We start from the raw sequence: 25,127 nt of genomic DNA on the forward strand, positions 1-25,127 counted from the left end.
ACTTACCCTCCTTCTTTCCGTTGGTCGGAAAATTTTTCCGCTAAAAGGAAACTATATATTTAGAATATATGAAAAATATATTATAATGTCAATATATTTTAATAAATCTGAAAATATAACTAGAGGTGAATTTAATGCAGACGATTGATCGGATAATGCAAGTTATTGGCATAGTATCCAATGTAAAAGAAGATGGCATTACTATTACCGAATTAACACAACAAACCAAATTACCATTGGCAACTCTGCACCGTATGCTCTCTTCACTAATTGAACATAGACTAATAGTTCAAGATAACGAAACAAAAAAATACCAACTAGGTAATGTTTGGTTAGAATTTGGACTTCAACTTTATGATCGCTTCGATTATGTAGCGACCATTCGTCCTGAATTAGATCGATTGGCCAATCTCGTCAATGAAAGTGTTTATTTAAGTAAACCAATTGGGTCTGAAGCTATGGTGATCGAACGGATTGATGCGCCAAATAATCGAATACGAATTGTCGATCAATTGGGTATGAGAATACCGATGCATATTGGAGCAGCTAACAAATCTATGCTTGCCTGTATGTCAAAATCTCAAATACATGACTGTGTAAAGAATGCATTAACATCAAAAGAAATGGAAGGATTGTTTGAAAGATTATTAATAATCCAGGCTAATGGTTATGAAATCAGTTATGAGGAGAAAACAGAAGGTACAGCTTCCTTAGCAGCACCTATTCGCCAAAGAAATGGAGAAGTACTAGGCGCAGTAAGTATAGGCGTTCTACAATTTACACTTACTGAGGAACGTATTGAGTTTTTAAAGCAGGAATTATTGCAAACTACAGCTAGAATTTCACAACAACTTGGTTTTTTATAAGAATTAAATTCAAGAACTAAACCTTAGGCTCCCCTTTTCTTACACAATTGCGTTAATAAAGAAATAAGCCGGCTTACATTATGACAGTTGTTCTATTGTTAAAAATAGCTCTAAAAAAGCCTGACAATTAATTGTCAGGCTTTATAATAACGCTGTTCAAGCTTTTTTAATTTGATATCATATATGAAATTTCCAAATAGTATAAATGCTACATCAAATGCTAGTAATGACCAAATAACATTCCAGCGAACACGAATTGTTATATATAAAATAACTATAACGTAAGCGACGAAAATAAAACCATGTGCTGCATCTCTCATTTTCACTTTTCCTCCATCCGATTTTTGAGACGCAAAAAAAAGCACGCCCTCTTAACCATCCCTTACTTGGTTAGTGACCTACCTGATCTGTCCTCTTATTTTGTTTTTTTGTATCAGCCAATTGCTAATTAGGGGTGTACTCTCCCTACGATACATTTCTATCCACTCAACGTGTGTTGGTTGCCGATTACTCCCTTGTGGGAATTAATCGACTTTTCAAATGTACAATAGCAAAAAAACTACGCACGTATCCTTTTAAATTTTTGGCTATGTTTATTTAAATCATACTTGTCCTTTTGTATAACTAATTAATTTGTAATTTAAATTCCTTCCCATACAAAAAGGTAATTTCCGCCGTCTAAAGATATTTTTTTTAGACTATCCAAAAGTTTTTTTAGATTTTTGATTAGCTTCTCTTTTTCTAAATACTCTTTTGTTAAATCTTTCAACTCTTCAGAAGATAAGGTTTCTTTTTCTTCCTTTGAAAACTCAAAATCTGAAACATAATAAAAATCTCCTTCTAATTTCAAAGTGAGCGATTTCCAAATATCAGTTAAAGATTGCAAATTTTCAAAGGAAAAATGGTTTAAAACGTTCACACTTGTAAGTTCAAGCCCCTTTTTAACAGGTTTACGATTTTTAAAAATCGTTAATTCATTCAGTTCCTTTTCAGTTGGGTAAATTACTGGAATATTATCAAGTAAATTTAATGCTTCTTGAGATTCTTGCCCTACATACCCAAAAAAATCATCATGAATCAAAATGGTATCAACAACTTCGTTGCTTTCCAAATTTACAAATTTTATCGAATGATATTCAGACATATTATTCCTCCTCAATAATCGTATATATATTATTTTTGGTTCTTGAAATTAACATAAAAGATATAGAAACCAAAAGAATAAAGTTTTTTATCATTTCTATTTATTATAATGTATCTGTGGGTAGATTTATTTTTAACTTTTGTTGAGTTGCTTTTCGGCTGTGTAACCGTATATTTCGAATTACTTCTAGTGATATTCTTCATTTCGTTTCTTGCATTAGCAGTCATTCGTGGTTTTCTTCGTCTTTTACTCGGCCTTGGATGGCATTAACCTTCGGTGGTTTGAAACCCAGGTTTCAAAAATTCCCGCCCTCGCCGGTTGGCAGGAACAAACATGGTTTGTTCAGTGCCAAGAGGATTCGGGTGCTGTGAGGTTGTCAATCTAAATTCGCTCCTTATCCTCCCTTCGGTCCGGTACCGCAAATTCAGATTGACAACCGCCACATGTCTCCCTTCTTATCGAGGAACTATCACAAAAAGTCGGTCAAAATAAAAAAGAGTAGCCTTTGCTACTCATGATCATCTTTTTTTATTCCTACCACTATTCCTTCACTTTAGATTTTCTTGCCCAAGTATAATATATTATCCAAAATATAACGGGAACAAATAGTGAATAAAATCTCTTTTCTTCTGGCAATAAAAACACCATAATTATAAATATAATTATTGCTGGTATAAGTAATATAAAATACTTTTGTTTATTTATTTTAAACCTCTCCTTTAAAATAATAATATTATATTTCATTGCATAAAAAATAGAAAATCTCATTCAATATAACCCCCCCTGATAAAAATAGGGGGGTGAAATTTAAAAGTTAGTACTACTCTTAGGCATAGATGTTTTTATAGAAGATGCTTTACCATTCCATGCTTTTACACTTATCATACCGTATGAGGAAAAAACATGAACTTTTTTACCTTTTTTAGTTAGTGCTAAAATTTGTTTTGCAGCTTTTTGAGAAGCTAAAGTATTAGCAATTCCCGCTACTGTAATATAAGGACCAATTCCCTTAATAAAAGAAGCCGCACCCCACGCAATTGTAGACTTATAACTAATATTTAATTCAGCTGCATACGCATTTGCATCTGCTTTTGACATATACATATCAACACCACGACTAGTACTCTTATGACCCCCACCAGAATAAGTAGTCGTTGCAGCTACATAACCTTTTTTAGGTGCACTTGCCGCCTCAACCTCATGATCAAATACTCCAACAAATGAAGACAAACTCAAAACAGTTACTAACATTAAACTAAAAAAAAAGTTTCATCATTTTTTTCTTTTTCATTAATACTTCCCCCTATCATTTTTACTAATTATACTAAAATAATTGTAAAAAATAGGTTCATTTAGGAAATTGAGTAAAAATAATTAAAAATTATTTAAAACAAAAAGGTATTATCCATATAAATTAGATATTAAAAATTTTAAATTTATTGTCACTACTAAATTAATTGTAAAAAAACTACGGTGATCACCAAATGCACTTTCAACGGTACCAGATCACTCACTCTCAATCCAACATTAATAACTTAGTTATCTTTTTTTGATTTTCTTCCGGGTATTGAAAAAACAACAACTATCATTCCTAAATATAGACAATATTTATTAAAATCATTTTCTGTATAACCTAATAAATAAAAAAAACCTAAAAAAACCATAATAATTCCTATTACAAAGAAAGTAATTCTTATTTTCTTTATCATAAAATTTAATCACCTCGCGGCCACTCTGCACTAGTGACCTTCCCCTCATTTTCCCGGTTTTTTCACATTTTAACATATCGTGCAATTATAATGTTAGAATAAAATAAGAACTTTAAAGTATTGAAGGAGGATTTATGTTTAAAAGTAGATTTTTTAGATATTTAATATTTTGTTCATTATTATTAATTTTATTATTCTCTGGCTACTTGTATATTGGGACTTTGATTTTTGGATCTATTTTCTTTGTTATTATTGAAAATATACTACAAAAGAAAAGTAAATATAATGATAGTAAAATTGGGTTCCTTGGATATATTCTTTTGATAATTACTCTTATAATAATTATATTGAATGAAGAATATATAAAATAATAAATAGAAAAAGTAGAAATGTTATTAATACTAAAAATTAAGAATTAAAAAATCAACCAGAAATAGATGCTTCTCAGTTATGATAATTGAGAAGCATCTATTTTAAGATTCAATCGACATCTTTAATTAAAACTTCTCATAAAGAAAAATCCTCCATTGTCGCATCTACTTCATCTTCTGTAACTCCTATGTACTGCATCGTGATCGAAGGTGCGGAATGATTAAACAGCTGCTGTAACACCGCGACATCCTTATGTTGCTTGTAATGATGATACCCAAACGTCTTTCGCATGGTATGTGTGCCAATATCGTCACGCCCTAACGCTTCGGCCGCCTTTTGCAGGATTCTGTACGCTTGCGTCGTCGAAATCGGTCCGTTTCCTTTCTGACTCGGAAACAACCACGCAGACGAGCTCATATCGCGCGTATACGACTCGATCAACTCTCTTGTGGCCCGTGGAATCAAAAATCGTTTCGTTTTCTTCGTCTTTTGCTCGGTGATCACCAAATGTGTTTTCCCTCGGACATCTTCCACTTTCAATGGGACCAGATCACTCACCCGTAACCCAACGTTAATCCCTAGATTAAATAAAAACAGATCTCGAGCGCGCGCATACTTGGTCAGCGCCCACCGGAAATCCTCAATTTCTGCCTTCGTGCGCAATGGCTGCACGTTCTTTTCTTTGGCCATCTGAACCCCTCATTTCATCCAATATCGTACATTATATGTATGTTAGTGTATCACAAAACAAAGAACCCAGTAAAACCACACAAAAAAAACGTATGAAAATATACATTTTCATACATTTAAAAAAGGCAACCCTTAAAGGACCACCTTTTTCACTAGAAAATACATTTTATTTTTTACAAAACTTATTCAAAAGTAAATAAATCATCAAAAAAATAACGGTAATAAAAGAATGTACATTCTTTTATTATCTGGAACATAATACAGCATTATAAACATCAAAACTATAAACAATATTAATAAAGGCCAATATATTTTTTTATTTATATTAATCATAAGTATCTCCTTTTAAACAATTACTAAGCTAAATATAGTACCTCATAACAACCCAAAAAAACATAACTTTAGGTTTATTTACTATAAAAACTATGTAAAAATATTATAAAAAAGGGGTTATAAAATTAATAAAAAAAAGAATCATTAAATCAATTTAGCCAACAATGCGAACAGCCATTGGAATATCTAACATATACTTCATAGTCATCGCAATAAATAATAATATTAATAGCTAACAGCCGTCAAAATAGCCAGCTAACCTAAGCTGACCAACAGGATTTGTCAGCTTAATTTCTCTCCTACAAACAATTTACTACGATAATATCCGAAGTTACTACTAGATTAGCGAATTTTACAGTACCGTACAATATTGTTTGTTTAAAAAGAAAGTAGTTGTGTCTGTATATTGACTAATGAAACTATACTTTTCCAATCTTATGAAATAGTGAATATTCACGGATTATGTATTTTTTCCGTGTTACAACTAAAGTTCATTTCATAGGGATGTAAATTGTTAATGACAGCCGTCGGAGAGCGATTTAACATGTTTGTGGAACATGACCATTTGTTTTATAAAAAAAACGATTATTTAGTAGTGTTATCGATTATGATGTTGTCGTTTTCATAAACAATTTTCCCACCTAAGTCACCTGTAATTGCTAGAGATGCTATACCTGAGATACTTAGAATTACAATAACAATTGAAATTAATCCTCTATTTATTAGTTTGTTTCTAGATCTTTTCCAGCTTATAACGTCGTGCTTGAACACGATTTTGACGATTGCTAGTATACCGAATAATATGATGGAAATATTGGCGAAAAACGAATGCAATTCTACTTGGTCATGTAAACCCCGTCCCCAGTTTTGAAAAGCAAACTCTTCTGCTCCCTCCCCACTTAAAAGTGCAAAAATTCCTGATATAACTCCAAATGTTATTAAAAGCGTTCCGAATTTGTTGAGTGTTTCCTTCTTGAAAAAAACATTTAGAATTTCAATAACTGCTCCAAATACAAGTAGTGCTATAGGAAAATGGACTATCAATGGATGTAATGGCATTAAGATCAATCTCCTCTCTTTTTATAATCGTACTCATACAGACTGAAAAACGTCTGAAATTTTTATATTCTTTTATCTATTCATTTTGTTTTGCTTCTATTAAGTTAAGGCTCTGCTGGGACATGTAAATTATTTTAGTAGAGTTAATAGTATATGGAGCAAACTCCTTCACTTGTTTAAACCATTTTCCATTATAATGAAAAGTAATTATCAATCGAAACGTTTTTTTCAGTTTCTTTTCATAAATGACGTGTATAATTTTATACATTATGTAGCAGTTAAAAGAGGTGAACTAATTGTGAAAATACTTTTAGCAGAAGATGATGCCAGGTTAAGGAAGAATTTAGTTCAAATAATAAAACGTGAAATTCACCAAGTTGATGCAGTGGATAATGGGCAAGATGCAGTAGATTATGCTATGTGTGATGAATATGACCTGCTTATTTTAGATTGGATGATGCCAAAACTCAGTGGTATTGAAGTCTGTCAGGAAGTAAGGCGTAAGGGATACACAGGGGGCATATTAATGCTGACTGCAAAAGATGACACAGCCGATATTATTCAAGGGTTAGATATAGGGGCAGATGATTATCTAGTAAAACCAGTTAAAATGGAAGAACTACTTGCAAGAATTCGGGCATTATTACGAAGAAAAGATAGACCTATTGAACAAGTTGTAAAAGTAGATAACTTCTTATTGCAATTAGACTCACGGAAACTATTACGAAACAATGAAGAAATTGAATTAACAAAAAAAGAGTTTCTCCTATTAGAATATTTATTTATTAATAAAGGTCGAGTATTAACGCGTGATCAAATTTCTTTACATATATGGGGATATGATCAAGATATCTCGAATAATGCACTCGATGCTCTAGTCAAGCTTGTTCGAAAAAAGATAGATGAAAACGAGCGACAATCAATTATTCAAAATGTAAGAGGAATTGGCTACAAATTGAGAGATTCTTATGTTTAATCGTATAAGGAAGAAGTTAACACTGTTGTATGCTGCTTGTTATTTCCTATTTATCCTCGTTTTTATTGTTGTGCTCTTTTTTTCACTCACTAAGCTGATGGAAAATGAGCAAATAAAAGAACTTGAATCTTACTATCTAAAAGAACAACACGATTTTTTCGAACACAAAGATGATAAAGAAAAACATTTGTCCTATGACCCAAACCGTAATTTCTTCTATTATGTCTATACAAAAGATCATGGATTAGTACACGGGAAAGAGTCATTTAAAGGATTGTATAAAGAACTTGAGAATATATTCCAACAAGAAAATGCTGCAAAAAGTTCTGAACGTCATTTAGAGTGGCAAGAACAACATTTTCTATTATTAAAAAAACCAATAAAAAATGCAAATGAAGTTGAAGGTTATATCATTTTAGGAAAATCTATTACAACACAATATCACTTTTTCCAAAAGATGAGTTGGTTGCTAGTTGTTTTAACTTGTATTTTCTCATTATTCATCGGATTACTTAGTAACTATTTAGCTGGAAAAGCCATGATTCCTATTAAACAATCGTTCGATAAACAGAAAAAATTCGTCTCTGATGCATCACATGAATTAAGAACACCTCTAAGCGTTTTTTATAGCTCATTGGATTTATTAGAAACAGATGAAGCAAAGAAATTGAGTCCATTTGGGAAAGAATTAATTGTTGATTTAAAAGAAGAATCTCAATTAATGAAAGACTTATTGGAAAAATTATTATTCCTAGCACGTCATGATCAAAATCAATTCCCTTTAAACATGGATGTTATTCATCTTTCTGAGTTACTAACAAATTTGGGGCATAAATTTGAAAGAACTATTACTTCATCAGTGACATTTACCCAAAATATAAATAAGAACGTCAAATTTCACTGTGATTCTACAAGGGTTCAAGAATTAATCTATATTTTGCTAGATAATGCCGCTCAGTATACAAAAGAAGGAACTATTTCATTAACTCTTTTACAAGAAGAGTCTTCAATTAAAATCCTTGTACAAGATACTGGAATGGGCATTCATCAAGAGGATCTCCCTTTAATTTTCAATCGCTTCTATCGTAGTGATTCTGCTCGCGAAAGAAATGGTACAGGTTTAGGACTTTCTATCGCAAAAGCGATCGTCAAACAACATAATGGAACAATTAATGTAGCTAGTCAAATTGGAAAAGGTACAACATTCACTATTTCTTTTCCCACTCTATAAATTATAATCGAGCGCTTTGTATTCTTTCACAAAAGATATTACAAAGCGCTTTTTTATAGTTTCTATATTCACTTATCATTGGAGTACCGCCTTTTTTTGACCCGTCATACGTAAAATCAAGAGGAATACTGTTACATTCGCAGTCACTCCATAAAATAACATGACAAAAATATTTCCGGTATCGGTACCAATAAATAAGCCATGGAAGAGAGCTAATATCCATGCAGGTAATACAAGGAAATGTGTTTTTTTCCATACGTTACGTTTCATTTTTGGTAACAATAGATCTGACGTAATCATCACAACGAAAAACAAATAAAAAGCAATTGTACCTAAACTAGATAGGAGGGGCTTATAACCAGAAGTAAATGGTAGAATAATTTCCAATATAGTATAAGGTTCATAATGATCAATGATTAATAAGAGCAGATGCGCCAATAAAATGAGTAAGCCCATCCAACCTGCACTTTGATGGATTTGATAGATTAAGTTTTTATTTAACTTTACATATGAAGACTTTCTTAACAAACCAAATATAACTGCTATCGTAAAATAAAAGTAGGCGAGAAATCCAAAAATGCGAATCCATTCCCATGTGTTACTGAACATCTGCGCTCTCCCCTTTTGACTTTTTCCAATACCCCACTGTATCTTCTTTTACTACAAACCTTGCACATTGTTGAAAGTTTTTTTCAAACCACAGTTGCTGTTCATTATCATTTAGCAGAAAGCATAGTTTAGCCCCTACTTCTGCTTCACATAATGAATCGCTGACAAACGTAGCTTGAATTACTCCTGTACTCGCAATTTCTCCTGTTTGTCCATTGAGTAGATGATGCTTTTTTGTATTTCCCTGCGTCCAACTTCTATATAAACAATTCGAAGTCGCGATCGCACCCGTTTTCATCTTGATATAGCTGATTTCACGATCATTATCAAGAGGATGTGTAATACCAATTGTCCATTCTTTTTTTCCATCAGACCACATCTTCATATCACCACCACCGTCAATAATACCGTATTCAGTAAAGCCTTGACTTTGAAGCCATAACGCTACTCTTTCTATTGCATACCCTTTTGCAAAACCACCTAAATCAACTTCGTGGTTAGCCAATTTCAGTACTTTTTGATTGTGTAAAAATTCAAAAGGAAGACTATTTACCGTGTCTATTTTTATATGTTCATTAACAATGCTCTCTAGCGGAAATGATTGATTATAGCCATGTTGTTCTAACTGACGTTTTAAATAAGGTGAAAATAAGCCATCTGAAAGAAGGTAATAGTGATTTGCTTTACTTAGGCAATCGAATAATAAAGTAGAAATTTGCATCGTGTTCCCTACTTTTAAACGATTCAATTTAGATAGCTCATTATTATCTTCGAATCTAGACCACTCTTTGGCCACATATTGAAGCCATTTCTCTACTTTTCCTTTCCAATCTGGCTGATTGTTTTCTGGAACCGCTATATAAAAGTCTGTATTCATCAAATGAAGAGACAGTGTATCCATCTGGTTCATCACGTCTATGACCTCCGCGTTTTACGATCACTTTGTACAGGTGATGGCTCAACCGCTTCTATCTCAAAATTTGACCAATCAAGCTTAACAAACTCTTTTTCTTTCTTCGTCATTTGTTTCTCTTGTTCAGTAGTAAAATTATAGCTGGTTGTATCGTTCGCTTCAGTCTGAGTTATATCTTTCATTTGAGTTAATAACAATGCAGATAACACGACCCCAGATGTCCCTAAAACCCATTTTGCTTTCTTTTGATCTTTCATACCTTTCTCCCCTTTTTTAGGATAATTTTTGGCATAAAAACATATTGTCTGTTTCTTGCCATTCAACTACATAACCTAAGCCATTTGCAATTGCACTTAATGGCAAATAAATTTCTTCATTTATATAAAAAGAAACTGCAGGCAAAGGCGTTTTAACATTGTTTTCGTAGACCACGTTCGTATTCGCACGGAATAATAATTTTGTTTCTTCAGAAATCACCTCTAAAATTCTACTAGTTTTATAAAATGATGCTTTTGCGCCTAAAAACTCTGAAACTACTTTCCCTTGAACAAAAAACTCCCCATCTTTTGGCATTACGTAAATATCCCTAACAGCGTTATCTGTACTAATTTTTAGCTGGACTGTTTTAGAATCTGTAAAAGGCAAGTCCTCTTTATTTCTTGGAAAGTTTCTTGTCCAGATATTCCAATTACCTTTTTCAATAGTCTTTAATTCATCGTTATCACCTAATTTATCGTATTCCTCTTCATAATAATCTTCATCATCTTCGTATTCTTCTTCATACTCATCATCATCACCATCATCATCTTCATATCCTTCTTCATACTCATCATCATCTTCATCTTCGTATTTATCTTCATACTTATTTTTGTGTTCATCATCAGCTTTCACCATGGCCCCATCAACCAATGTCCCACAAAAGAAAAGCATTACAGCTAAGCGAATTTTTTTATACATTTGATCACCTTCTCTATTTATTTGACTTCATTTTAACTGATCATTATGAATTTCAACTGAAAATTTGAGGGAGGGGAGATAGTTTTTTTCAAGGAGAGTAAAGATTGATGCATATAAAAAAACAGCTTATGCATTTGCTCATAAGCTGTTCTTCAATATGTCAGAGAGGTATGTGGTATTAAGTCAATTAGAAAGGATATCAATGTGGTGGTAACTTGAGGCATGATGATCAATTCTGTGTGAATAAAGTCGTAGTTCGTGAAAAAGAACTGATCCATATCATTCTGAATGACATAAGGCCACTGCACAATGCTTTAAAGTAAAAGAGATTAGATTACATCAATTTGTTCACTGATAATATTATCTCAAAAGAAGAATTAGTCGAATACCGCGAACTAACAGATAATAAAATCAAAGAACATCAAACTAAAAAACTCATCTTAATGAAAAAATGAACGAATGTGTAGACGAAAATTTCTCATTATCTATCAGCAAAAAGTTAAAGGATATTCTTTCTTCAGAAAAACTGACTCCTCAAATTCTTCATTCACTAGTTGAGCAGATTACTTGTACACACGAAGGTAAAATCCTGTATATACCTTTAAAAGTATACTTACTCCACTGTTCTTTTAGTTGACATTTTAAATTTTTGCAGATCATCAGATCTAAGACTATAGGAAACTACTTTCTTCTTCCACTGCTTAACTACATCAACTTGATTATCGGGATTATAAACAAAGTAATTAACATCTTTTTTGCCCTTTTTTAAATTGATGACAAATGGAGTTACATTAGTCTCTGGATGTAGAAATAATTTTTCATTGCCTGGAAATATATAATGTTTTTTTAAAAAGTTAGCTTCATTAAAATACTCTATAAATCTAATTTTTTCTTCCTCTTCTAAATTCTTTCCGTTAAATGTTACAGTAACATCTTCTGAATCAAGTTTTTGATGAAGTTCAAATTTATCTAAAACCCATGCCACAAGTGCATTTGGAGGACTCATTAACAATTTGAAAATAATTCCAATCACTATCATAATTGCCACTGTCCATGTCATATTATATCAACTCCTTCAATAATAATATCTCGTTACTATAGACCCTTATTTTAATAGTATACTATCACGAAATAGTAATTTTCAAACAATGGCTTTTTTTAATAAGACAACGTTAAAAACATCCGGTATCCCTTTGTATACAAATGTTAAATTGTAAATCAATTCACATTCAAAGCCACAAATAATTATTAATTAGCCTATAAGATGTTTCATTAACTACCTCTTAATAATAAAGGATTTATTTTTTAAATAACCATCCAATTGGATTATTTTTTGACCATCCATTTATCTTAGGAATAAAATTCAAAATTAATGTTAATAACAAATCTTCTTAGAATATAAAAGATGCTTTTCCAGAAGGAAATGTTTACAAACAATTAAGAGCTTCTGCAAACCTTTTGATTCCTTCATCAATAGAATCTTCATCTTCTCTTGCGAAAGTAAAACGAACAAATCCATTTTTAGATCCCATTGTAGAACCAGGAACATAAATGACGCCTCTTTTAATTGATTCTTCAAGTAATTGAATTTCATTGAAATTTTTAAGTATTTTACACCAAATATGAATACCACCTTGAGGAATAGAATATTCCACCTGGCCTTTTAAATAAACATCAAGGCTTTTTATAATTTTATCTCTCCTTTTTTCTAATTCCTTAATTAAACTTTTTATATGAAAATTGAAATTTTCTGATTCTAAAAAATCATTCGCTATCCATTGTGTATAGATAGAATGTCCAAAGTCAATTTGCTGCTTTGCATCGGATAATCTTTCAATCACCGATGTTGGGCCAATAATCCACCCTATTCTTAATCCTGAGGCAACAATTTTGGACAAAGAACTAATGTATAATACGTTTCCATTCTTATCCATTGATTTAAGGGTAGGCATTTTATCTCCTGAAAAAGCTGTTAAACTATAAGGATCGTCTTCTACTACTGGAATCCCAAGATTTGAGGATATATCTAAAATAGCTTCTCTTTTTTTTACATTCATTAAGGAACCTGTTGGATTTTGAAAATCTGGATTTAAAAAAATCATTTTAATACGGTGTTTTTTATATAATGACTGCAAATCTTCAGGGTTAATTCCATCCCTATCGACAGGTAGATAATGTATTTGTATACCTGCTGATTTAAAAATTGGAAGATTATAATTGTAAGAAGGATCTTCTATTGCTATTGCATCTCCAGGCTTTAACAAACATTGTACAATTAAATGTAATGCTTGTTGCGCTCCTGATGTAATAAGTATTGAAGAAGGATTAGTTTCGATTCCACGACTTTTTTTTATGTGTTTTGTAAGGGTTTTCCTTAGGATTTCACTCCCCTGCGGATGATCGTATCCTAAGCTTCCAATTAAAGAACGTGTTGAGGTTATCTCACTTAAAAAGCTTTTTGGAAAAAGGTCTTCTGACAATTCACCTGCAGCTAAATTTATTAAATTATGTTCAACAGCTTCTTTTCTTATTTTTTGTGTTACAGGTAGATTAGGTAAAAAAGAACCTGCCTCAATATACCTATTCCAGCTAGGAATTCTTTTTTTTGTTATACCCCATATATCTTTACTAATGGTAGTACCACTTCCTCTATTTCTTTCAATTAGCCCAATCGATTCTAATTCGTCATATGCATTAACCACAGTACTTCTATTTATCTCTAGAATATTTGCTAAATTCCTCTCTGATGGCAATGGTTTATCAGGGGGAAATGTACCATCTGCAATTCCCTTTTCAATATATTCTGCGAGTTGTTTATAGATAGCTTTTTTTGCTTTTCTATCAGGTTTCCAATCCATATATACTCACCTCATTATTTCTATTAAACTTGCTTAAATTCCCCATTTATCTTTTACACATTTTCCAATAAGAACGCTAATTTGCCGCCTATTTATTTCAATAAAATTATACTAAAATTATTGTTCTAGTTTTAGTACATTTTGTGTTATATTTCAAAACTCATAGTATTTCAAATTTTGTACAACTATTATAAAAATCAATTGTGAATCAAAATCCATACAAACCTATAGTAGAGACGATAGGACTTTCTTTTTGGTTGGGTACAATTTTAATTTTCAGTGGTGTTTTTATTGTTATTAAAGACGAATAAGTAGTGCATTGGGTAAGTGCGTTTCTATCTTATATAGAGACGCACTTTTTAATAATAAAATAATAGTACTTACTTTAAGTTTTATCCTATATTCACCAATTATAAAATTCCCTTATATCGGTTTCCCTTTAACTGAACATTTTCTTTCAGATATTCATTTAATATATTGATGAAATTCCAAATATTTGAGGGGGAAGGTAGTTTTCTATGCACGGGAGTAGAGATTCATGTATATAAAAAAACAGCTTATGTATTTGGGCATAAGCTGTTCTTCAATATTAATTTGTTGTACGTTGAAACTCTTCCAACTTCATCATCATCTTTTCAAAGTATGTATGCAATCGATAGTTACAAATCTGTAAAGTCCAATCATAAAGGAGTTCTTGAGCTTCTTTTGAAACATTGAATGCTAGAGCAAAGTGTTTTTCTTTAAAAGTATTATGTACTATAGGTCAGTCATCCTCAACCTCTAGTAAATAGATACCCTCTGAGAATCCACCTCGTTCTTCTTTTTTTGATAAACGAATCTGTTCCAGCTCCTCATAAGAAACCCCATAAACAGTCAATGAAGCATGAACTAACTCTACTATATCTGCGAGCTCCTCAACTGCGTCTTTTGGTACTTCTGCTTCTTTAAATTCAAGCGCTTCTTCTAACATTTTTAATTTGATTTCTGCTAAATACTCTTTTGGTGCTAGAACACGACTTGTACATTCTTTTCTAGACATTCCAATTATTTGAGGGATTAAATCTCGTACTAATTTGTTGTATGTGGGCATTTTTGATCACTCCTCCTGAGATAACTTAAATGGTAAATCACGACGGGGTTTCTAAGAGATTTTCATCAAGTATAGATTCGTGGTTGGTTTCGCAGACTGAGGAACCCCTGAAGAATTTAACATATTAAATTAATAAATCGGATCTGTTTTATTTGTGTTTTAATTCTGTCCAATCTTTTCCTAGATTTATTTCTGTTGTCATCGAGTAAATGAATATCTAAAATGGATCCAATTGTTTCCGCTACACTTTCAACTGTCATTTTATCGGTTTATATTCGATGTCTAAATATATCATTTGATAACTTTGAATACATCTATCTATTTGTTTTACACCCCATGATTTTTTTCTCTCACCCCAGCTCTTTTGTAATGTTCCCTTAGAGGCCCTAAGTACAAAATGATTGAATGTCACACACATTATTCCCTACTCTTTGAAGCAGGAGCTTGCATTAAAGAAGTTCAAGATCGTTGAGACCACTCAGATGTAAAAACAACGATGGATATCTATGTCCATATAACAAACAAAGCGAAAGCTGAGGCTATTCAAAAATTCGAAAATTATTCAAACACACAATTCATTTTTGACTACATATTAATACACAATGAATCCATTAAAAGTAAAAAACCCTTATTAAATAAAGGGTTTTTCATTCTTTTCAACTTATTAGATCCTCAATATAATGAGAACAGTTGCTATTAGACATCTATAGAAGCACTATTTCATTTTTGAGGGTTTAATTTTTCTTCAAAAATATCTGTTACATTCCCGAACTAAAAGCAAAGTAGTTATTGCAACAAATCAAATAACGGCAGGAACTATTTCTTGAGACGGGCATGGATATTGTTATGTTTATAAGTGCCTGTCTCACTGAATTCCATCAACTCCATGGACAGCGCCAGGTAGCGCTTGGCAAACAGGTCGGCAAAATGCCCCTTGATTACCTCAAATAGTTCATCACAGATCTTCTTCTTATCCACATCCGACCGGCCCGAGCCGATTTTCAAAACTGTATGAACAAATGCATCATTTTCTGCGCCATCTGCTACTCGATAATCCTGAAGTTCTATAGCTCTTGAACGAATCCCTCCAGTCGGAAAAATATCGCTGTGACTAATCAATACACTATTTACTTTTTTGAGTAAATTCGGGATGTCTGCTTCTTTCTTTAAATTGTCGGTATATTCAACAATAATATGCGGCATGCTCTCATCCCTTTCACCGATCAAGAACGGCTTTCTTGTTATCCGTTCTTAAAAAAGTATTATCACCAGCAATCGTATTAACAAGCCGTCCGATTCCTTCAATTTCTGTCACAACTTCATCGCCAACGGCAGTATCAACAAGCCCTTCCGGTGTACCGGTTAAAATAATGTCGCCTTCATTTAACGTCATAAAGCTACTCAAATATTCAATAAGTGTTGGTATATCAAAAATCATGTTGCTAGTTGAACCTTCCTGTGTCAGTTTGCCATTTACATACGTACGCAGCTTCAAGTTCATTGGATCTGCAATATCCTCTGCATCAACAAGCCATGGTCCAATTGGTGTACATGTATCTCGGTTTTTCACTTTCAAATTAGGGCGGTAATAATTCTCCAAATAGTCACGAATCGCATAATCATTGGCGATCGTGTAGCCGGTGACATATTCATATGCATTTTCTCTCGCTACATTGCGAGCAGGTCGGCCGATAACGACAGCCAGTTCACATTCATAGTGCATGTATTCTGCATCAGAAGGGCGCCTTGTTTCAGCACGGTGACCGATAAATGTGTTCGGTCCCTTCAAAAAGACAAGTGGTTCTTCAGGTGCATTAAACGCCAATTCTTTCGCATGGTCCGCATAATTTAAACCGAGTGCGAATACCGTACGCGGCTCCACAGGCGGCAGCCAGACAACATCATTCTCCTGTACAAGACGGCCATCATGGAGTTGAAGCATACCTTTTTTTTCAACAGCATTATAAATTGCTCCACTATATGCTACTCTTGCTTTCTTCATGAACGGCCACCCCAATTCCAGTCTTTTTCATGTACGAGTTTATTTTCAAGAAAACCAATTCCATTAATCTCAATTCGAACAACGTCTTCTACTTTTGCCAACGGTGCATTTTCCGGTACCCCTGTCAGAAGGATGTCTCCAGGGCGGAGCGTCATAAAATCTGTTACATCAGCAATTAATCGAGCAACAGGACGGATTAATTGCTGTGTGTTACTTTCCTGTTTTAATTGACCATTTATAAATACCTTCACTTCTAAAGAATCCGGATTGTTAATCTCTTCTTTCAGCATAACCCACGGACCGACTGGACAAAAACCATCACGTGCTTTTTGTTTAATTGCAGGCCTATATATACTATCGTGCGGGACGCTTACATCATTAACAATCGTATAGCCAGAAACATAAGACAGCGCATCTTCTTCCTTCACACGTGTTGCATTTTTACCGATAACTACACCAAGCGTCGCACCCATTTCTAGTTCTATTGAATCATCTGGAACAGGAATAGCCATCCTATGGCCTATTACAGTATTTGCTGGCTTAATGTATAAGACAGGCGCTTTTGGCGATTCCTTATAAGGCGCTTCATGAACCGCATCTCCAAGTACTTCAAGAGCCCCTTTATAATTTAAAAGGGTTCCATATATAGTTCCTGTTACGGGGGGATCTATAGGTGTTGTGATCACTTCCCCTTCTTGGATAGACACTTCATTTTGCCGCTGCATTGTGCGAATTCTTACATTTACCAATGTGAGTCACTCCCTTTTTCCAATCAATGATGATTGACGCCTTTTACATCACTTCCTGTATTAGACTTCACCAATATCTCCTGGAAATTTCCTGTTTGTTCCTTTTTAGTAGATAAAATAGTACCTAAGTATGCGCCTAGAAAACCGAGCGGAATGGACACAATCCCCGGTGACGTTAATGGAAATAACGCCTCACCCTCAAATAAAGCTGCACCAGGTACTGGATTCCAAATATTCGGACTTATGGCTACAAGCACCATTGTTCCAATTAAGCCTACGAGTATACCAGTAATCGCCCCTGTGACATTAAAACGTTTCCAATATACTGTAAATAAAATGACCGGCAAATTGGAGCTGGCTGCTACAGTTAGAGCCAATGAAGCAAGAAAAGCTACGTTCATATTTTGAACAAAGAGTGCTATGATAATCGAAATGATCGTAATTCCGATCGACGCAATTCTAGCCATACGTACTTGTTGCGCTTCTGAAGCCTTACCATCTTTTAATATTTCATTGTAAAAGTCATGTGAAAAGGCGGTCGCTCCTGTCACAACAATACCTGCTACAACAGCTAAAATTGTCGCAAATGCAACAGCTGAAATAATTGCAAATAATGTGTCGCCACCTAGCATTTCGGCCAGTAAAGGAGCTGCCATATTTCCGGCCGGATTTGCTGCCATAATTGTATCTGCTCCGACAAACCGGGCTGCTGCAAAACCGAGAAAAATCACCATGACATAAAATAGACCGATAATCCAGATTGAATATACAACTGATTTTCTTGCGACTTTTGCATCTGGAACAGTTAAAAAGCGGCTTAACACATGTGGTAAACCTGCTGTACCAAGAATCAATCCTAGTGTCAATGAAATCGCATCAAGTCCATTTGTATATTTTGCACCCGGATCAAGATAAGCACCGCTCAATGGGGTTGCTGTTTTCATTTCTTCAAAAATACGAAGAAAATTGAAGTCGAACTTAGCCATGACCAGAATAAAAATAAAAAGGGTACCGCCGAGAAGCAAAACTGCTTTTATAATTTGCACCCAGCTTGTTGCTGACATCCCGCCAAATACAACAAATGTCAGCATCACTAGTCCGACTAAAATAACTGATATTTCATAGTTAATATCAAGCAGTAATTTAAAAATGGCACCTGCTGCAACTAATTGAGCAAGCATATAAAAAACTGAGATGGTTAACGCATTAAATGCAGTCACTCCGCGAATTTTTTTCGATTTAAAACGTTCTGCTATCATATCAGCGAGGGTGTATTTGCCTAAATTACGAAGCGGTTCGGCGACGAGAAGCAAGACGACAAGATACGAGATGAGTGCACCGTACATGAGAAAAAATCCGTCATAGCCGACGAGTGCTATCGCACCGATTAACCCCAAAAAAGACGCAGCCGACATAAAGTCTCCTGCAATAGCAAAGCCATTTTGCCATCCTTTCAAACCACCGCCGGCAGTATAAAACGAACTGGCATTATTCGTTTTTCTGGAAGCATAAAAAGTGATCAGAAGAGTAATAAGTACAACCATGAGAAACATTGATACTACTTTAATATCCATTTATTCAACTTCTCCCTTCTCCTGCTTGATTCAACACCTTTGCTGCCATCTCATCAAACACTGCTGCCTTTTTTACATAAAGCCCACATATGATCCATGTCATCACAAATTGAGCAAAGGCAAAAAGCCATGCCCAAGAAATGGGACCATAGAACGGTTTTGTCAGCCAATCCGAGTAGAAAGCGAAAACAGGAAGCAACAAGGCGAACGCAAGAAAGAAAATCGTTGTAAAAATGATGAATTTCTTTTTTGCTGCCAGTAGTTCCTGAAACTCGGAGGAAGCGCAAATTTTTTCATAATCCAACAAATGATGTTCAGCCGTCGTTTGTTCATTTAGTTCCATTATTTGCTTTGCCGTCGTTTGTTCATTTAGTTCCATTATTTTTTTAGCACCTCATCTTTCATTAAATTTGGAAAACTTATTCTTTAATTTCGATTTAAAACTACTAGTTTCAGCTCTGTCATCTCTTCTATGGCGTATTTAATTCCTTCAACTTAAAGCGCCATTATAGGAAATTAAATGACGTGTTCATCTTTTTGGGTGTATTCATTTACGCCGAATGCTTCATTTTGTTTTCCGTATAAATAGTCAATCCATTTAACTTTGACCCGTTTCATTGAGGTATCTACGAAACAATCATTCAATTGAAGTAATATTGAGGAGCATTGATCATGTACTGAAATTTGGTGACAAGTTCCTTCATATATATGACCATCCAATTCAACCTGAATTTGATATACACCAAATTTAGGTACTCGATATTCTTTATCTATCGACACTTTAATAAATTGATGATTTTTATAGAAAAGAGAGTTTTGTTTTACATCCCCATGAACTTCATAATACTCACCTAGATAATCGGGAACTACTTTTACATGGCCACCTGCCAGCAACTCTCTGATTGCCGTAGAACTAATTTTTTCACTCGCATGCTCAATTTTATGCACAGTTGTAACATCAAACTTTCCTAATCCATGTTTTGATAGCGCTTCCATATTCCCCAATCCCTTAGAGCCATAGTGGTAATCAAAACCGGCCACCACATGTTTACATCGAAGTCCTGTAATATATTGATTAACAAAATCTTCAGGTGAAAGACGAGCAAAGTCTGGATTAAATTCAACGATAAATAACTTTTCAACGCCCAACTTTTCAAAACGTTCTTCTTTCACAGACAGCGGTGTTAAATAAGTCATTGACTCCCGGTTGGGAAACAGAATATCTTTTGGATGCGGATAAAACGTCATGACCCCAAATGTACATTGTTTTTGCTTAGCCAATTTTTTTGCAGTTTCAAGAATTCCTCGGTGACCGATATGAACTCCATCGAAAAATCCAAGGGCCAGAACACAAGATTCCATTTCGGTGGCGATTGATTCCGCAATCGGGTGTCGAATATAAATCGTTTCCATCGTTTGCCCTCCCCTTTCTCTGAATTTAAGTTACTTGACGTTCGACGATCTTTCCGTATTTCCCCTCAAAAAAGGTTAATGGAGTACCTTCACGGAGAATAATGTCTTCCACTTTACCAATAAAAAGTGTATGGTCACCGGCCACCTGTTTTCCATAAACACTGCAGACGATATTCGCCAGTGCGTCTTTTACGACTGATACTTCATTAAGACGATCAAATTCCGCTTCCCGTTCTTCTTTAATTTGCCCCGCGAACAACATGGATACTTCCTGCTGTTCCTCAGACAAAATATTAACGGCAAACTTCCCAGATTCATTAATTTTGTCCAGCATTTTTGTCTTTTCCCCAATTGAGATTAAAACCAGTCGTGGGTTCAGCGATACTGACATAAAAGCATTCGCTGTCATCCCGTGTGCTTCGCCATCCAGATCGGTTGAAATTACCGTCACACCTGTCGCGAATTTTCCCATGGCATTTCGAAATGTACGATCATCCATAAGTACCCCTCCGTCATTTTCATAATTTTCTTAAAACTTTTTAAATAATGAATTCAGGCTTGCGCTGTTCCAGCGTCGGTGACGTTGCCTGGACTTCTTCTCCAGTTTCAATGTCCAAAAACGGTGATGTTTCATTAAACCAGCTATCCGGTGCTTTTGCTCCCCAGAACGTTTGGCGTCTTGGATCATTCAAATCCCAACGTACCGGTTCAAAATCAGGATCACTCGTTAAGTAGTCTCCATTATATAGCTCAATGCGGTATCCATCGGGATCTCTCAAGTACAGGAAGAACGCGTTCGACAATCCATGACGAGCTGGACCTCTTTCAATGCTTTCCGCATACCCTAGAGAAGCAAGGACATCACAGCAGTGAATGATTGCTAATGGATCCGGCAGCCAGTAGGCAAAGTGATGAAGGCGAGGACCCTCTCCGTTCATAAACGCCTGGTCATGAACGGTTTGTTTACGATGCAGCCAGGTTGCCCATATGCGGTCATCTTCTGTTGCCGTGTATTCAGAGCAGGCAAAACCTAATTCTTTAATGAAGAATTCTTGCGCTTTTTCTACATCTGGTACCGCGCAGTTCACATGATCAATGCGCTGAATTCTTGCTCCTTTATATAAGTCGTAACGCTGGATCAAGCGCTCTGCTTTGTCCATTTTACAGAAGAACTCAAGTGGCATTCCCGATGTATCATGAACGTGAAGAGCGCGTCCAAGAGCATGTTGTGTCCCTTCTTCCAACCATTTCGTCTTCAATCCTTTTGATTGGAATAATTCTGCTATGCGATCTAGGTCTTCCTCTTTTTCTACTTTGTATCCAAGAGCGTGAACGCCCAGCTTCTCAGATTTTTTCAATACCAAACTGTGATGGGTATGCTCTTCAAGCCCTCTTAAATAGATATACTCATCATTGCTTTCCGTTTCAATGAGCCCCAATGCATTGACATAAAAATCTCTTGAGCGATCCAAGTCTTTTACATTAATAACTGTTCTGGCAATTCGGATAATGTTAAAATCCATTACTGTTCATCCTCCTTTAATAAGTAGTTGTTTTAACGAGCTCTTCCGAACGGTCTAAAAATTCTTTGACGCGATCCACATATACTTGTTTGTCATAACCGTTGTAAAGCATGCTGGCCATGCGTACCGGATCCCCGAAGAAGAAACGCTCATACAGTGTTTGTCGCGTTCCAAATGAACTCATGCATACATCCCAGGCAAGGCGGTACAATTTTACACGGTCGTATGCATTTCCCGTAGCGGATTGTAAATATTTATCCAAATCCGGACGAATTTCAGAGTTAAAATCAGCTTCATTCGGAATCGCCATCAATCCACTTGCACCCATCAACTGCATAATTTCAGTGAAGCGTGGGTAAAGTTTCGGGAAATAATGGCGCGCAACGTTTAGCGGCGCGAAATCAGGCGTCATTGTCCCCCATTTATCTATCTTTGCATTAGCCTCTGATGCCGTGACATAGGCTTTCATTGTTTCAAGCCCTATAATGACTTCCGAGATTTTTTCCTGGATATGCTGGTATTGGCCGATATTGATTGTTTCTGCCATCAACTGAAGAATACCTAGTATAAATTCCGTTTTTGCAACGTTTTTCGATACAACTTGATGCGTCATATGTACAACGGCGTTACTTGCGTTGTATGCTTCGTTACAGACAGCGACGTCACCAAGTGAGAAAACACGATCCCATGGAACCACGACATCATCAAAGACAACAATTGTATCCATTTCTTCATACCTAGAACCGAGTGGATGGTCGAAATTAGACTTTCCGTAATCAAATGATTCGCGGCAAATAAACTTTAAGCCTGGTGTGTTATTCGGAATGGAAAATGCGTACGCATATGGGTTTTCTTCCTCTGATTGTTTCAATAATGTAGAAGGGAATACCATAATTTCATCGGTGATGCCGCCCTGTGTAGCTAATAGACGTGCCCCTTTAATGACGACTCCTTCTGACGTCTTTTCCTTAATCCGTGCAGCAATATACGGATCTGGAAGCTGAGCGGAATTGACCCCTCTGTTTACTTGTGGCTGAATTAACGTGTGTGTTAATGACAAATCATTTTCACGGCAATATTCCAGGTAATTTTCCATATTTTTGGCGTACATCGGATCTTGTTTCCCGAACATTTCAGCAGCCGCTCCGTACGCCATCATACCGACGTTAATATAATCCGGAGAGCGTCCCATCATGCCGTTATTGTATTTAGCCCACTCCTGCATCATTTTGCGGCGCATGACCAGTTCTTCCTTTGTTTTTGGTTGGATAAAGGATGTACCAATTCGGTTACCTGTTGTCTGCGATACATATGTCATGTAATCCTTTTTCGTTGGATCATGCTGCATATCATATAACTCAGCCTGAGTCTTCATAACTCCTTTAAAAGCTGGATGCTCGGAAACTTTTCCTTTTACCTGTTCACCGTTGATCCACACATTTGCCTGTGCATTATCGACTCTCTCAATATATTGTTTCCCTGTTTTTGCTGGCATTCTTTTTCTCTCCTTTTCAGAAAGTTTTATTTTCCAAACTGTGGAATATGATGATCACCAATAGCCACATGGACTACTTTCGGTTCTGTATAAAATTCGAAAATTGCGTAATGGCCACCTTCTCTTCCTATGCCACTGTCTTTCGTTCCGCCAAATGGAATCCGAAGGTCGCGAACGTTTTGTGCATTAATCCAAAGCATCCCTGCCTCAACCGCATTTGCAACACGATGGGCCCGCTTCAAATCATTTGTCCATACAAATCCGGCCAGACCATAACGGACATCGTTTGCCATTTGAATCACTTCTTCATCCGTTTCAAATTCGATGACTGCCATAACCGGTCCGAAAATTTCCTCCTGGCATACCCTCATGTTATTTTTCGCGTTTAACAGGAGCGTCGGTGGTACAAAGTTGCCTGCTTTCAGTTCCTCTGGAACCACTCCCTGGACGACTTTACATCCTTCTTGTTGTGCGATTTCAATATATTTCTTTACTTTATTGAAGTGTTCTGTTGCAATTAAAGGCCCAAGTTCGGTCGATGAATCCATTGGGTCGCCTATTTTAATATTGGCCACGCGTTGTTTTAACTTCTCAATAAATTGATCTTTTATGTTTTTATGCAAAAAGACTCGAGAGTTAGATGTACAGCGTTCTCCATTAAAGGAAAATATACCCCAAATAGCTGCATCAAGTGCACGATCAAGGTCTGCGTCATCAAATACAATTAAAGGTGACTTACCCCCAAGTTCCATGGACGTTTTCTTTAAAGTATCGGCAGAGTTTTTGATGATAATTGATCCTGTTGTCGTTTCACCTGTAAAAGAAATCGCTTTCACATCTGGGTGAGCAACAAGGGTACCTCCAGCAGTTTCACCGAATCCATGGACAACGTTGAATACGCCATCTGGAACTCCGGCTTTATGGACTATTTCAGCCAGTTTATTAGCTGTTAACGGTGAAAGTTCTGCCGGTTTTAATATAACTGTATTTCCTGTTGCCAAAGCAGGCGCCACTTTCCACGTCTCTAGCATAAATGGTGCATTCCATGGAGTGATCAAACCAACGACACCTAATGGCTCGTGTACCGTGTAATTAATGAACTCATCATCCATTGGGTAAGATTCACCATGTAATTTTGTCTGAACCATCCGCGCATAAAAACGGAAATTTTCAGCAGCACGGGCGGATTGTTTTCTCGTTTGGCTAATCGGCAGGCCGGTATCCAAAGATTCCAAAAACGCGATATCTTCAATCTCCTCATCAATGATATCTGCAATTCGATGAATGTATTTCATACGCTCTTCCATTTTCATGCTGCCCCATGGCCCTTGCTCAAACGCTTGTTTTGCAGCCTTGACGGCTTCATTCATCTCTTCTTCACGGCCTTCTGCAATGCGATTTATAGATTTATTCGTAAATGGATTTTTATTTTCAAAAGAAGCACCGGACTTGCTGTCAACAAACTGCCCGTTAATGTATAGCTTTATATCATCCACTTGCGTATGTGCTGCTTCTTTCTGTTTGTCAGTTACTTGCGATTTCATTCTTTTCACGTCCTTTTTAA

At 35.4% G+C, this 25,127-nt stretch carries 27 protein-coding genes and 1 pseudogene; 4 read left to right on the forward strand and 24 right to left on the reverse strand.

The features are described from left to right. Window positions 1-134 precede the first annotated feature (134 nt). Window positions 135-866 (forward strand): IclR family transcriptional regulator, encoded by a 732-nt coding sequence (locus AC3IS5_RS13115; protein ID WP_489424817.1) that lies wholly within the window; start codon window positions 135-137, stop codon window positions 864-866. Between the two features lie 134 nt (window positions 867-1,000). Here the strand turns inward: AC3IS5_RS13115 and AC3IS5_RS13120 are convergent, their stop codons facing one another. The 7 genes from AC3IS5_RS13120 to AC3IS5_RS13150 form a co-directional block, all read right to left on the reverse strand. After that, entirely contained in the window at window positions 1,001-1,186 is a 186-nt protein-coding gene (locus tag AC3IS5_RS13120) for a DUF3817 domain-containing protein (protein ID WP_489424818.1), read from the reverse strand. Window positions 1,187-1,506: 320 nt separating this feature from the next. Then, on the reverse strand, window positions 1,507-2,010 hold the full coding sequence (locus AC3IS5_RS13125; RefSeq protein WP_489424819.1) for a hypothetical protein: 504 nt from the start codon (window positions 2,008-2,010) through the stop codon (window positions 1,507-1,509). A gap of 540 nt (window positions 2,011-2,550) precedes the next feature. Continuing rightward, window positions 2,551-2,778: a hypothetical protein gene (locus AC3IS5_RS13130; RefSeq protein WP_489424820.1), complete on the reverse strand. Its 228-nt coding sequence runs from the start codon at window positions 2,776-2,778 to the stop codon at window positions 2,551-2,553. A gap of 39 nt (window positions 2,779-2,817) precedes the next feature. After that, on the reverse strand, window positions 2,818-3,240 hold the full coding sequence (locus AC3IS5_RS13135; protein WP_489424821.1) for a hypothetical protein: 423 nt from the start codon (window positions 3,238-3,240) through the stop codon (window positions 2,818-2,820). A gap of 305 nt (window positions 3,241-3,545) precedes the next feature. Then, window positions 3,546-3,719, reverse strand: a complete 174-nt coding sequence (locus tag AC3IS5_RS13140) for a hypothetical protein (RefSeq protein ID WP_489424822.1) — start codon at window positions 3,717-3,719, stop codon at window positions 3,546-3,548. A 507-nt stretch (window positions 3,720-4,226) separates the two neighbouring features. Next, the gene (locus AC3IS5_RS13145; protein ID WP_489424823.1) at window positions 4,227-4,781 is read right to left on the reverse strand and encodes a site-specific integrase; all 555 of its coding nucleotides are present in this window, start codon (window positions 4,779-4,781) and stop codon (window positions 4,227-4,229) included. A gap of 918 nt (window positions 4,782-5,699) precedes the next feature. Next, window positions 5,700-6,173, reverse strand: coding sequence for a DUF2231 domain-containing protein (locus tag AC3IS5_RS13150; protein WP_489424824.1), 474 nt, complete (start codon window positions 6,171-6,173; stop codon window positions 5,700-5,702). Between the two features lie 298 nt (window positions 6,174-6,471). Here AC3IS5_RS13150 and AC3IS5_RS13155 point away from each other — a divergent pair, with 298 nt between their 5' ends. Continuing rightward, the gene (locus AC3IS5_RS13155) at window positions 6,472-7,149 is read left to right on the forward strand and encodes a response regulator transcription factor (protein ID WP_489424825.1); all 678 of its coding nucleotides are present in this window, start codon (window positions 6,472-6,474) and stop codon (window positions 7,147-7,149) included. After that, window positions 7,142-8,380 carry a sensor histidine kinase gene (locus AC3IS5_RS13160; protein WP_489424826.1) on the forward strand — a complete coding sequence of 413 codons (1,239 nt, stop codon included), beginning with the start codon at window positions 7,142-7,144 and terminating at the stop codon, window positions 8,378-8,380. The genes AC3IS5_RS13155 and AC3IS5_RS13160 overlap by 8 nt, the downstream gene beginning before the upstream one ends. A 75-nt stretch (window positions 8,381-8,455) precedes the next feature. Here the strand turns inward: AC3IS5_RS13160 and AC3IS5_RS13165 are convergent, their stop codons facing one another. The 7 genes from AC3IS5_RS13165 to AC3IS5_RS13195 all read right to left on the reverse strand — a co-directional run bounded on the left by AC3IS5_RS13165 (window position 8,456) and on the right by AC3IS5_RS13195 (window position 14,807). After that, window positions 8,456-8,989, reverse strand: a complete 534-nt coding sequence (locus AC3IS5_RS13165) for a ferric reductase-like transmembrane domain-containing protein (RefSeq protein WP_489424827.1) — start codon at window positions 8,987-8,989, stop codon at window positions 8,456-8,458. Further along, entirely contained in the window at window positions 8,979-9,899 is a 921-nt protein-coding gene (locus AC3IS5_RS13170) for an FAD:protein FMN transferase (RefSeq protein WP_489427886.1), read from the reverse strand. Before AC3IS5_RS13170 ends, AC3IS5_RS13165 begins: the two co-directional genes overlap by 11 nt. Window positions 9,900-9,904: 5 nt before the next feature. After that, the gene (locus tag AC3IS5_RS13175; RefSeq protein ID WP_489424828.1) at window positions 9,905-10,159 is read right to left on the reverse strand and encodes a hypothetical protein; all 255 of its coding nucleotides are present in this window, start codon (window positions 10,157-10,159) and stop codon (window positions 9,905-9,907) included. Between the two features lie 16 nt (window positions 10,160-10,175). Beyond that, window positions 10,176-10,859 (reverse strand): copper amine oxidase N-terminal domain-containing protein, encoded by a 684-nt coding sequence (locus tag AC3IS5_RS13180; protein WP_489424829.1) that lies wholly within the window; start codon window positions 10,857-10,859, stop codon window positions 10,176-10,178. Between the two features lie 613 nt (window positions 10,860-11,472). Beyond that, window positions 11,473-11,919 (reverse strand): YfmQ family protein, encoded by a 447-nt coding sequence (locus AC3IS5_RS13185; protein WP_489424830.1) that lies wholly within the window; start codon window positions 11,917-11,919, stop codon window positions 11,473-11,475. Between the two features lie 367 nt (window positions 11,920-12,286). Next, a complete protein-coding gene (pdxR, locus tag AC3IS5_RS13190) occupies window positions 12,287-13,717 on the reverse strand; it encodes a MocR-like pyridoxine biosynthesis transcription factor PdxR (RefSeq protein WP_489424831.1) in 1,431 nt (476 codons plus the stop codon). A gap of 763 nt (window positions 13,718-14,480) precedes the next feature. Beyond that, a complete protein-coding gene (locus AC3IS5_RS13195) occupies window positions 14,481-14,807 on the reverse strand; it encodes a nucleoside triphosphate pyrophosphohydrolase (protein ID WP_489424832.1) in 327 nt (108 codons plus the stop codon). A 409-nt stretch (window positions 14,808-15,216) separates the two neighbouring features. Between AC3IS5_RS13195 and AC3IS5_RS13200 the strand changes: the two are divergent. Further along, window positions 15,217-15,369: pseudogene (locus tag AC3IS5_RS13200) on the forward strand (site-specific integrase); the annotation flags it as partial. A gap of 254 nt (window positions 15,370-15,623) precedes the next feature. Here the strand turns inward: AC3IS5_RS13200 and AC3IS5_RS13205 are convergent. The 10 genes from AC3IS5_RS13205 to hpaE all read right to left on the reverse strand — a co-directional run bounded on the left by AC3IS5_RS13205 (window position 15,624) and on the right by hpaE (window position 25,107). Then, entirely contained in the window at window positions 15,624-16,010 is a 387-nt protein-coding gene (locus AC3IS5_RS13205) for a 5-carboxymethyl-2-hydroxymuconate Delta-isomerase (RefSeq protein WP_489424833.1), read from the reverse strand. A gap of 13 nt (window positions 16,011-16,023) precedes the next feature. Further along, window positions 16,024-16,809, reverse strand: coding sequence for a fumarylacetoacetate hydrolase family protein (locus AC3IS5_RS13210; RefSeq protein ID WP_489424834.1), 786 nt, complete (start codon window positions 16,807-16,809; stop codon window positions 16,024-16,026). Continuing rightward, complete coding sequence (locus tag AC3IS5_RS13215; RefSeq protein WP_489427887.1) at window positions 16,806-17,534, reverse strand: fumarylacetoacetate hydrolase family protein; 729 nt, start codon at window positions 17,532-17,534, stop codon at window positions 16,806-16,808. Before AC3IS5_RS13215 ends, AC3IS5_RS13210 begins: the two co-directional genes overlap by 4 nt. A 47-nt stretch (window positions 17,535-17,581) precedes the next feature. Further along, on the reverse strand, window positions 17,582-19,132 hold the full coding sequence (locus tag AC3IS5_RS13220; protein WP_489424835.1) for a solute symporter family protein: 1,551 nt from the start codon (window positions 19,130-19,132) through the stop codon (window positions 17,582-17,584). Between the two features lie 4 nt (window positions 19,133-19,136). Then, window positions 19,137-19,511 carry a DUF485 domain-containing protein gene (locus tag AC3IS5_RS13225; protein WP_489424836.1) on the reverse strand — a complete coding sequence of 125 codons (375 nt, stop codon included), beginning with the start codon at window positions 19,509-19,511 and terminating at the stop codon, window positions 19,137-19,139. A 137-nt stretch (window positions 19,512-19,648) separates the two neighbouring features. Next, complete coding sequence (locus AC3IS5_RS13230) at window positions 19,649-20,545, reverse strand: cytidyltransferase (protein WP_489424837.1); 897 nt, start codon at window positions 20,543-20,545, stop codon at window positions 19,649-19,651. A gap of 25 nt (window positions 20,546-20,570) precedes the next feature. Beyond that, complete coding sequence (locus tag AC3IS5_RS13235; protein ID WP_489424838.1) at window positions 20,571-21,044, reverse strand: flavin reductase family protein; 474 nt, start codon at window positions 21,042-21,044, stop codon at window positions 20,571-20,573. Between the two features lie 40 nt (window positions 21,045-21,084). Further along, window positions 21,085-22,068 carry a 3,4-dihydroxyphenylacetate 2,3-dioxygenase gene (hpaD, locus tag AC3IS5_RS13240; RefSeq protein ID WP_489424839.1) on the reverse strand — a complete coding sequence of 328 codons (984 nt, stop codon included), beginning with the start codon at window positions 22,066-22,068 and terminating at the stop codon, window positions 21,085-21,087. Window positions 22,069-22,084: 16 nt separating this feature from the next. Next, on the reverse strand, window positions 22,085-23,563 hold the full coding sequence (gene hpaB / locus AC3IS5_RS13245; protein WP_489424840.1) for a 4-hydroxyphenylacetate 3-monooxygenase, oxygenase component: 1,479 nt from the start codon (window positions 23,561-23,563) through the stop codon (window positions 22,085-22,087). A 26-nt stretch (window positions 23,564-23,589) separates the two neighbouring features. Beyond that, window positions 23,590-25,107 carry a 5-carboxymethyl-2-hydroxymuconate semialdehyde dehydrogenase gene (gene hpaE / locus AC3IS5_RS13250; protein WP_489424841.1) on the reverse strand — a complete coding sequence of 506 codons (1,518 nt, stop codon included), beginning with the start codon at window positions 25,105-25,107 and terminating at the stop codon, window positions 23,590-23,592. Window positions 25,108-25,127: the final 20 nt, after the last annotated feature.

It is taken from the genome of Viridibacillus sp. KH_047, from assembly GCF_057838945.1.

What these genes read in the sequence shown, in the direction of transcription:
- AC3IS5_RS13160 (WP_489424826.1), top strand. Translation starts at nt 7,142, where the DNA reads ATGTTTAATCGTATAAGGAAGAAGTTAACACTGTTGTATGCTGCTTGT.
- AC3IS5_RS13130 (WP_489424820.1), bottom strand. Translation starts at nt 2,778, where the DNA reads ATGAGATTTTCTATTTTTTATGCAATGAAATATAATATTATTATTTTA.
- AC3IS5_RS13145 (WP_489424823.1), bottom strand. Translation starts at nt 4,781, where the DNA reads ATGGCCAAAGAAAAGAACGTGCAGCCATTGCGCACGAAGGCAGAAATT.
- AC3IS5_RS13175 (WP_489424828.1), bottom strand. Translation starts at nt 10,159, where the DNA reads ATGAAAGATCAAAAGAAAGCAAAATGGGTTTTAGGGACATCTGGGGTC.
- pdxR (WP_489424831.1), bottom strand. Translation starts at nt 13,717, where the DNA reads ATGGATTGGAAACCTGATAGAAAAGCAAAAAAAGCTATCTATAAACAA.
- AC3IS5_RS13230 (WP_489424837.1), bottom strand. Translation starts at nt 20,545, where the DNA reads ATGGAAACGATTTATATTCGACACCCGATTGCGGAATCAATCGCCACC.
- AC3IS5_RS13165 (WP_489424827.1), bottom strand. Translation starts at nt 8,989, where the DNA reads ATGTTCAGTAACACATGGGAATGGATTCGCATTTTTGGATTTCTCGCC.
- AC3IS5_RS13125 (WP_489424819.1), bottom strand. Translation starts at nt 2,010, where the DNA reads ATGTCTGAATATCATTCGATAAAATTTGTAAATTTGGAAAGCAACGAA.
- AC3IS5_RS13170 (WP_489427886.1), bottom strand. Translation starts at nt 9,899, where the DNA reads ATGAACCAGATGGATACACTGTCTCTTCATTTGATGAATACAGACTTT.
- AC3IS5_RS13225 (WP_489424836.1), bottom strand. Translation starts at nt 19,511, where the DNA reads ATGGAACTAAATGAACAAACGACGGCAAAGCAAATAATGGAACTAAAT.
- AC3IS5_RS13120 (WP_489424818.1), bottom strand. Translation starts at nt 1,186, where the DNA reads ATGAGAGATGCAGCACATGGTTTTATTTTCGTCGCTTACGTTATAGTT.
- AC3IS5_RS13235 (WP_489424838.1), bottom strand. Translation starts at nt 21,044, where the DNA reads ATGGATGATCGTACATTTCGAAATGCCATGGGAAAATTCGCGACAGGT.
- AC3IS5_RS13210 (WP_489424834.1), bottom strand. Translation starts at nt 16,809, where the DNA reads ATGAAGAAAGCAAGAGTAGCATATAGTGGAGCAATTTATAATGCTGTT.
- hpaE (WP_489424841.1), bottom strand. Translation starts at nt 25,107, where the DNA reads ATGAAATCGCAAGTAACTGACAAACAGAAAGAAGCAGCACATACGCAA.
- AC3IS5_RS13195 (WP_489424832.1), bottom strand. Translation starts at nt 14,807, where the DNA reads ATGCCCACATACAACAAATTAGTACGAGATTTAATCCCTCAAATAATT.
- AC3IS5_RS13115 (WP_489424817.1), top strand. Translation starts at nt 135, where the DNA reads ATGCAGACGATTGATCGGATAATGCAAGTTATTGGCATAGTATCCAAT.
- AC3IS5_RS13215 (WP_489427887.1), bottom strand. Translation starts at nt 17,534, where the DNA reads ATGCAGCGGCAAAATGAAGTGTCTATCCAAGAAGGGGAAGTGATCACA.
- AC3IS5_RS13140 (WP_489424822.1), bottom strand. Translation starts at nt 3,719, where the DNA reads ATGATAAAGAAAATAAGAATTACTTTCTTTGTAATAGGAATTATTATG.
- AC3IS5_RS13220 (WP_489424835.1), bottom strand. Translation starts at nt 19,132, where the DNA reads ATGGATATTAAAGTAGTATCAATGTTTCTCATGGTTGTACTTATTACT.
- AC3IS5_RS13180 (WP_489424829.1), bottom strand. Translation starts at nt 10,859, where the DNA reads ATGTATAAAAAAATTCGCTTAGCTGTAATGCTTTTCTTTTGTGGGACA.
- AC3IS5_RS13185 (WP_489424830.1), bottom strand. Translation starts at nt 11,919, where the DNA reads ATGACATGGACAGTGGCAATTATGATAGTGATTGGAATTATTTTCAAA.
- hpaD (WP_489424839.1), bottom strand. Translation starts at nt 22,068, where the DNA reads ATGGATTTTAACATTATCCGAATTGCCAGAACAGTTATTAATGTAAAA.
- AC3IS5_RS13150 (WP_489424824.1), bottom strand. Translation starts at nt 6,173, where the DNA reads ATGCCATTACATCCATTGATAGTCCATTTTCCTATAGCACTACTTGTA.
- AC3IS5_RS13205 (WP_489424833.1), bottom strand. Translation starts at nt 16,010, where the DNA reads ATGCCGCATATTATTGTTGAATATACCGACAATTTAAAGAAAGAAGCA.
- hpaB (WP_489424840.1), bottom strand. Translation starts at nt 23,563, where the DNA reads ATGCCAGCAAAAACAGGGAAACAATATATTGAGAGAGTCGATAATGCA.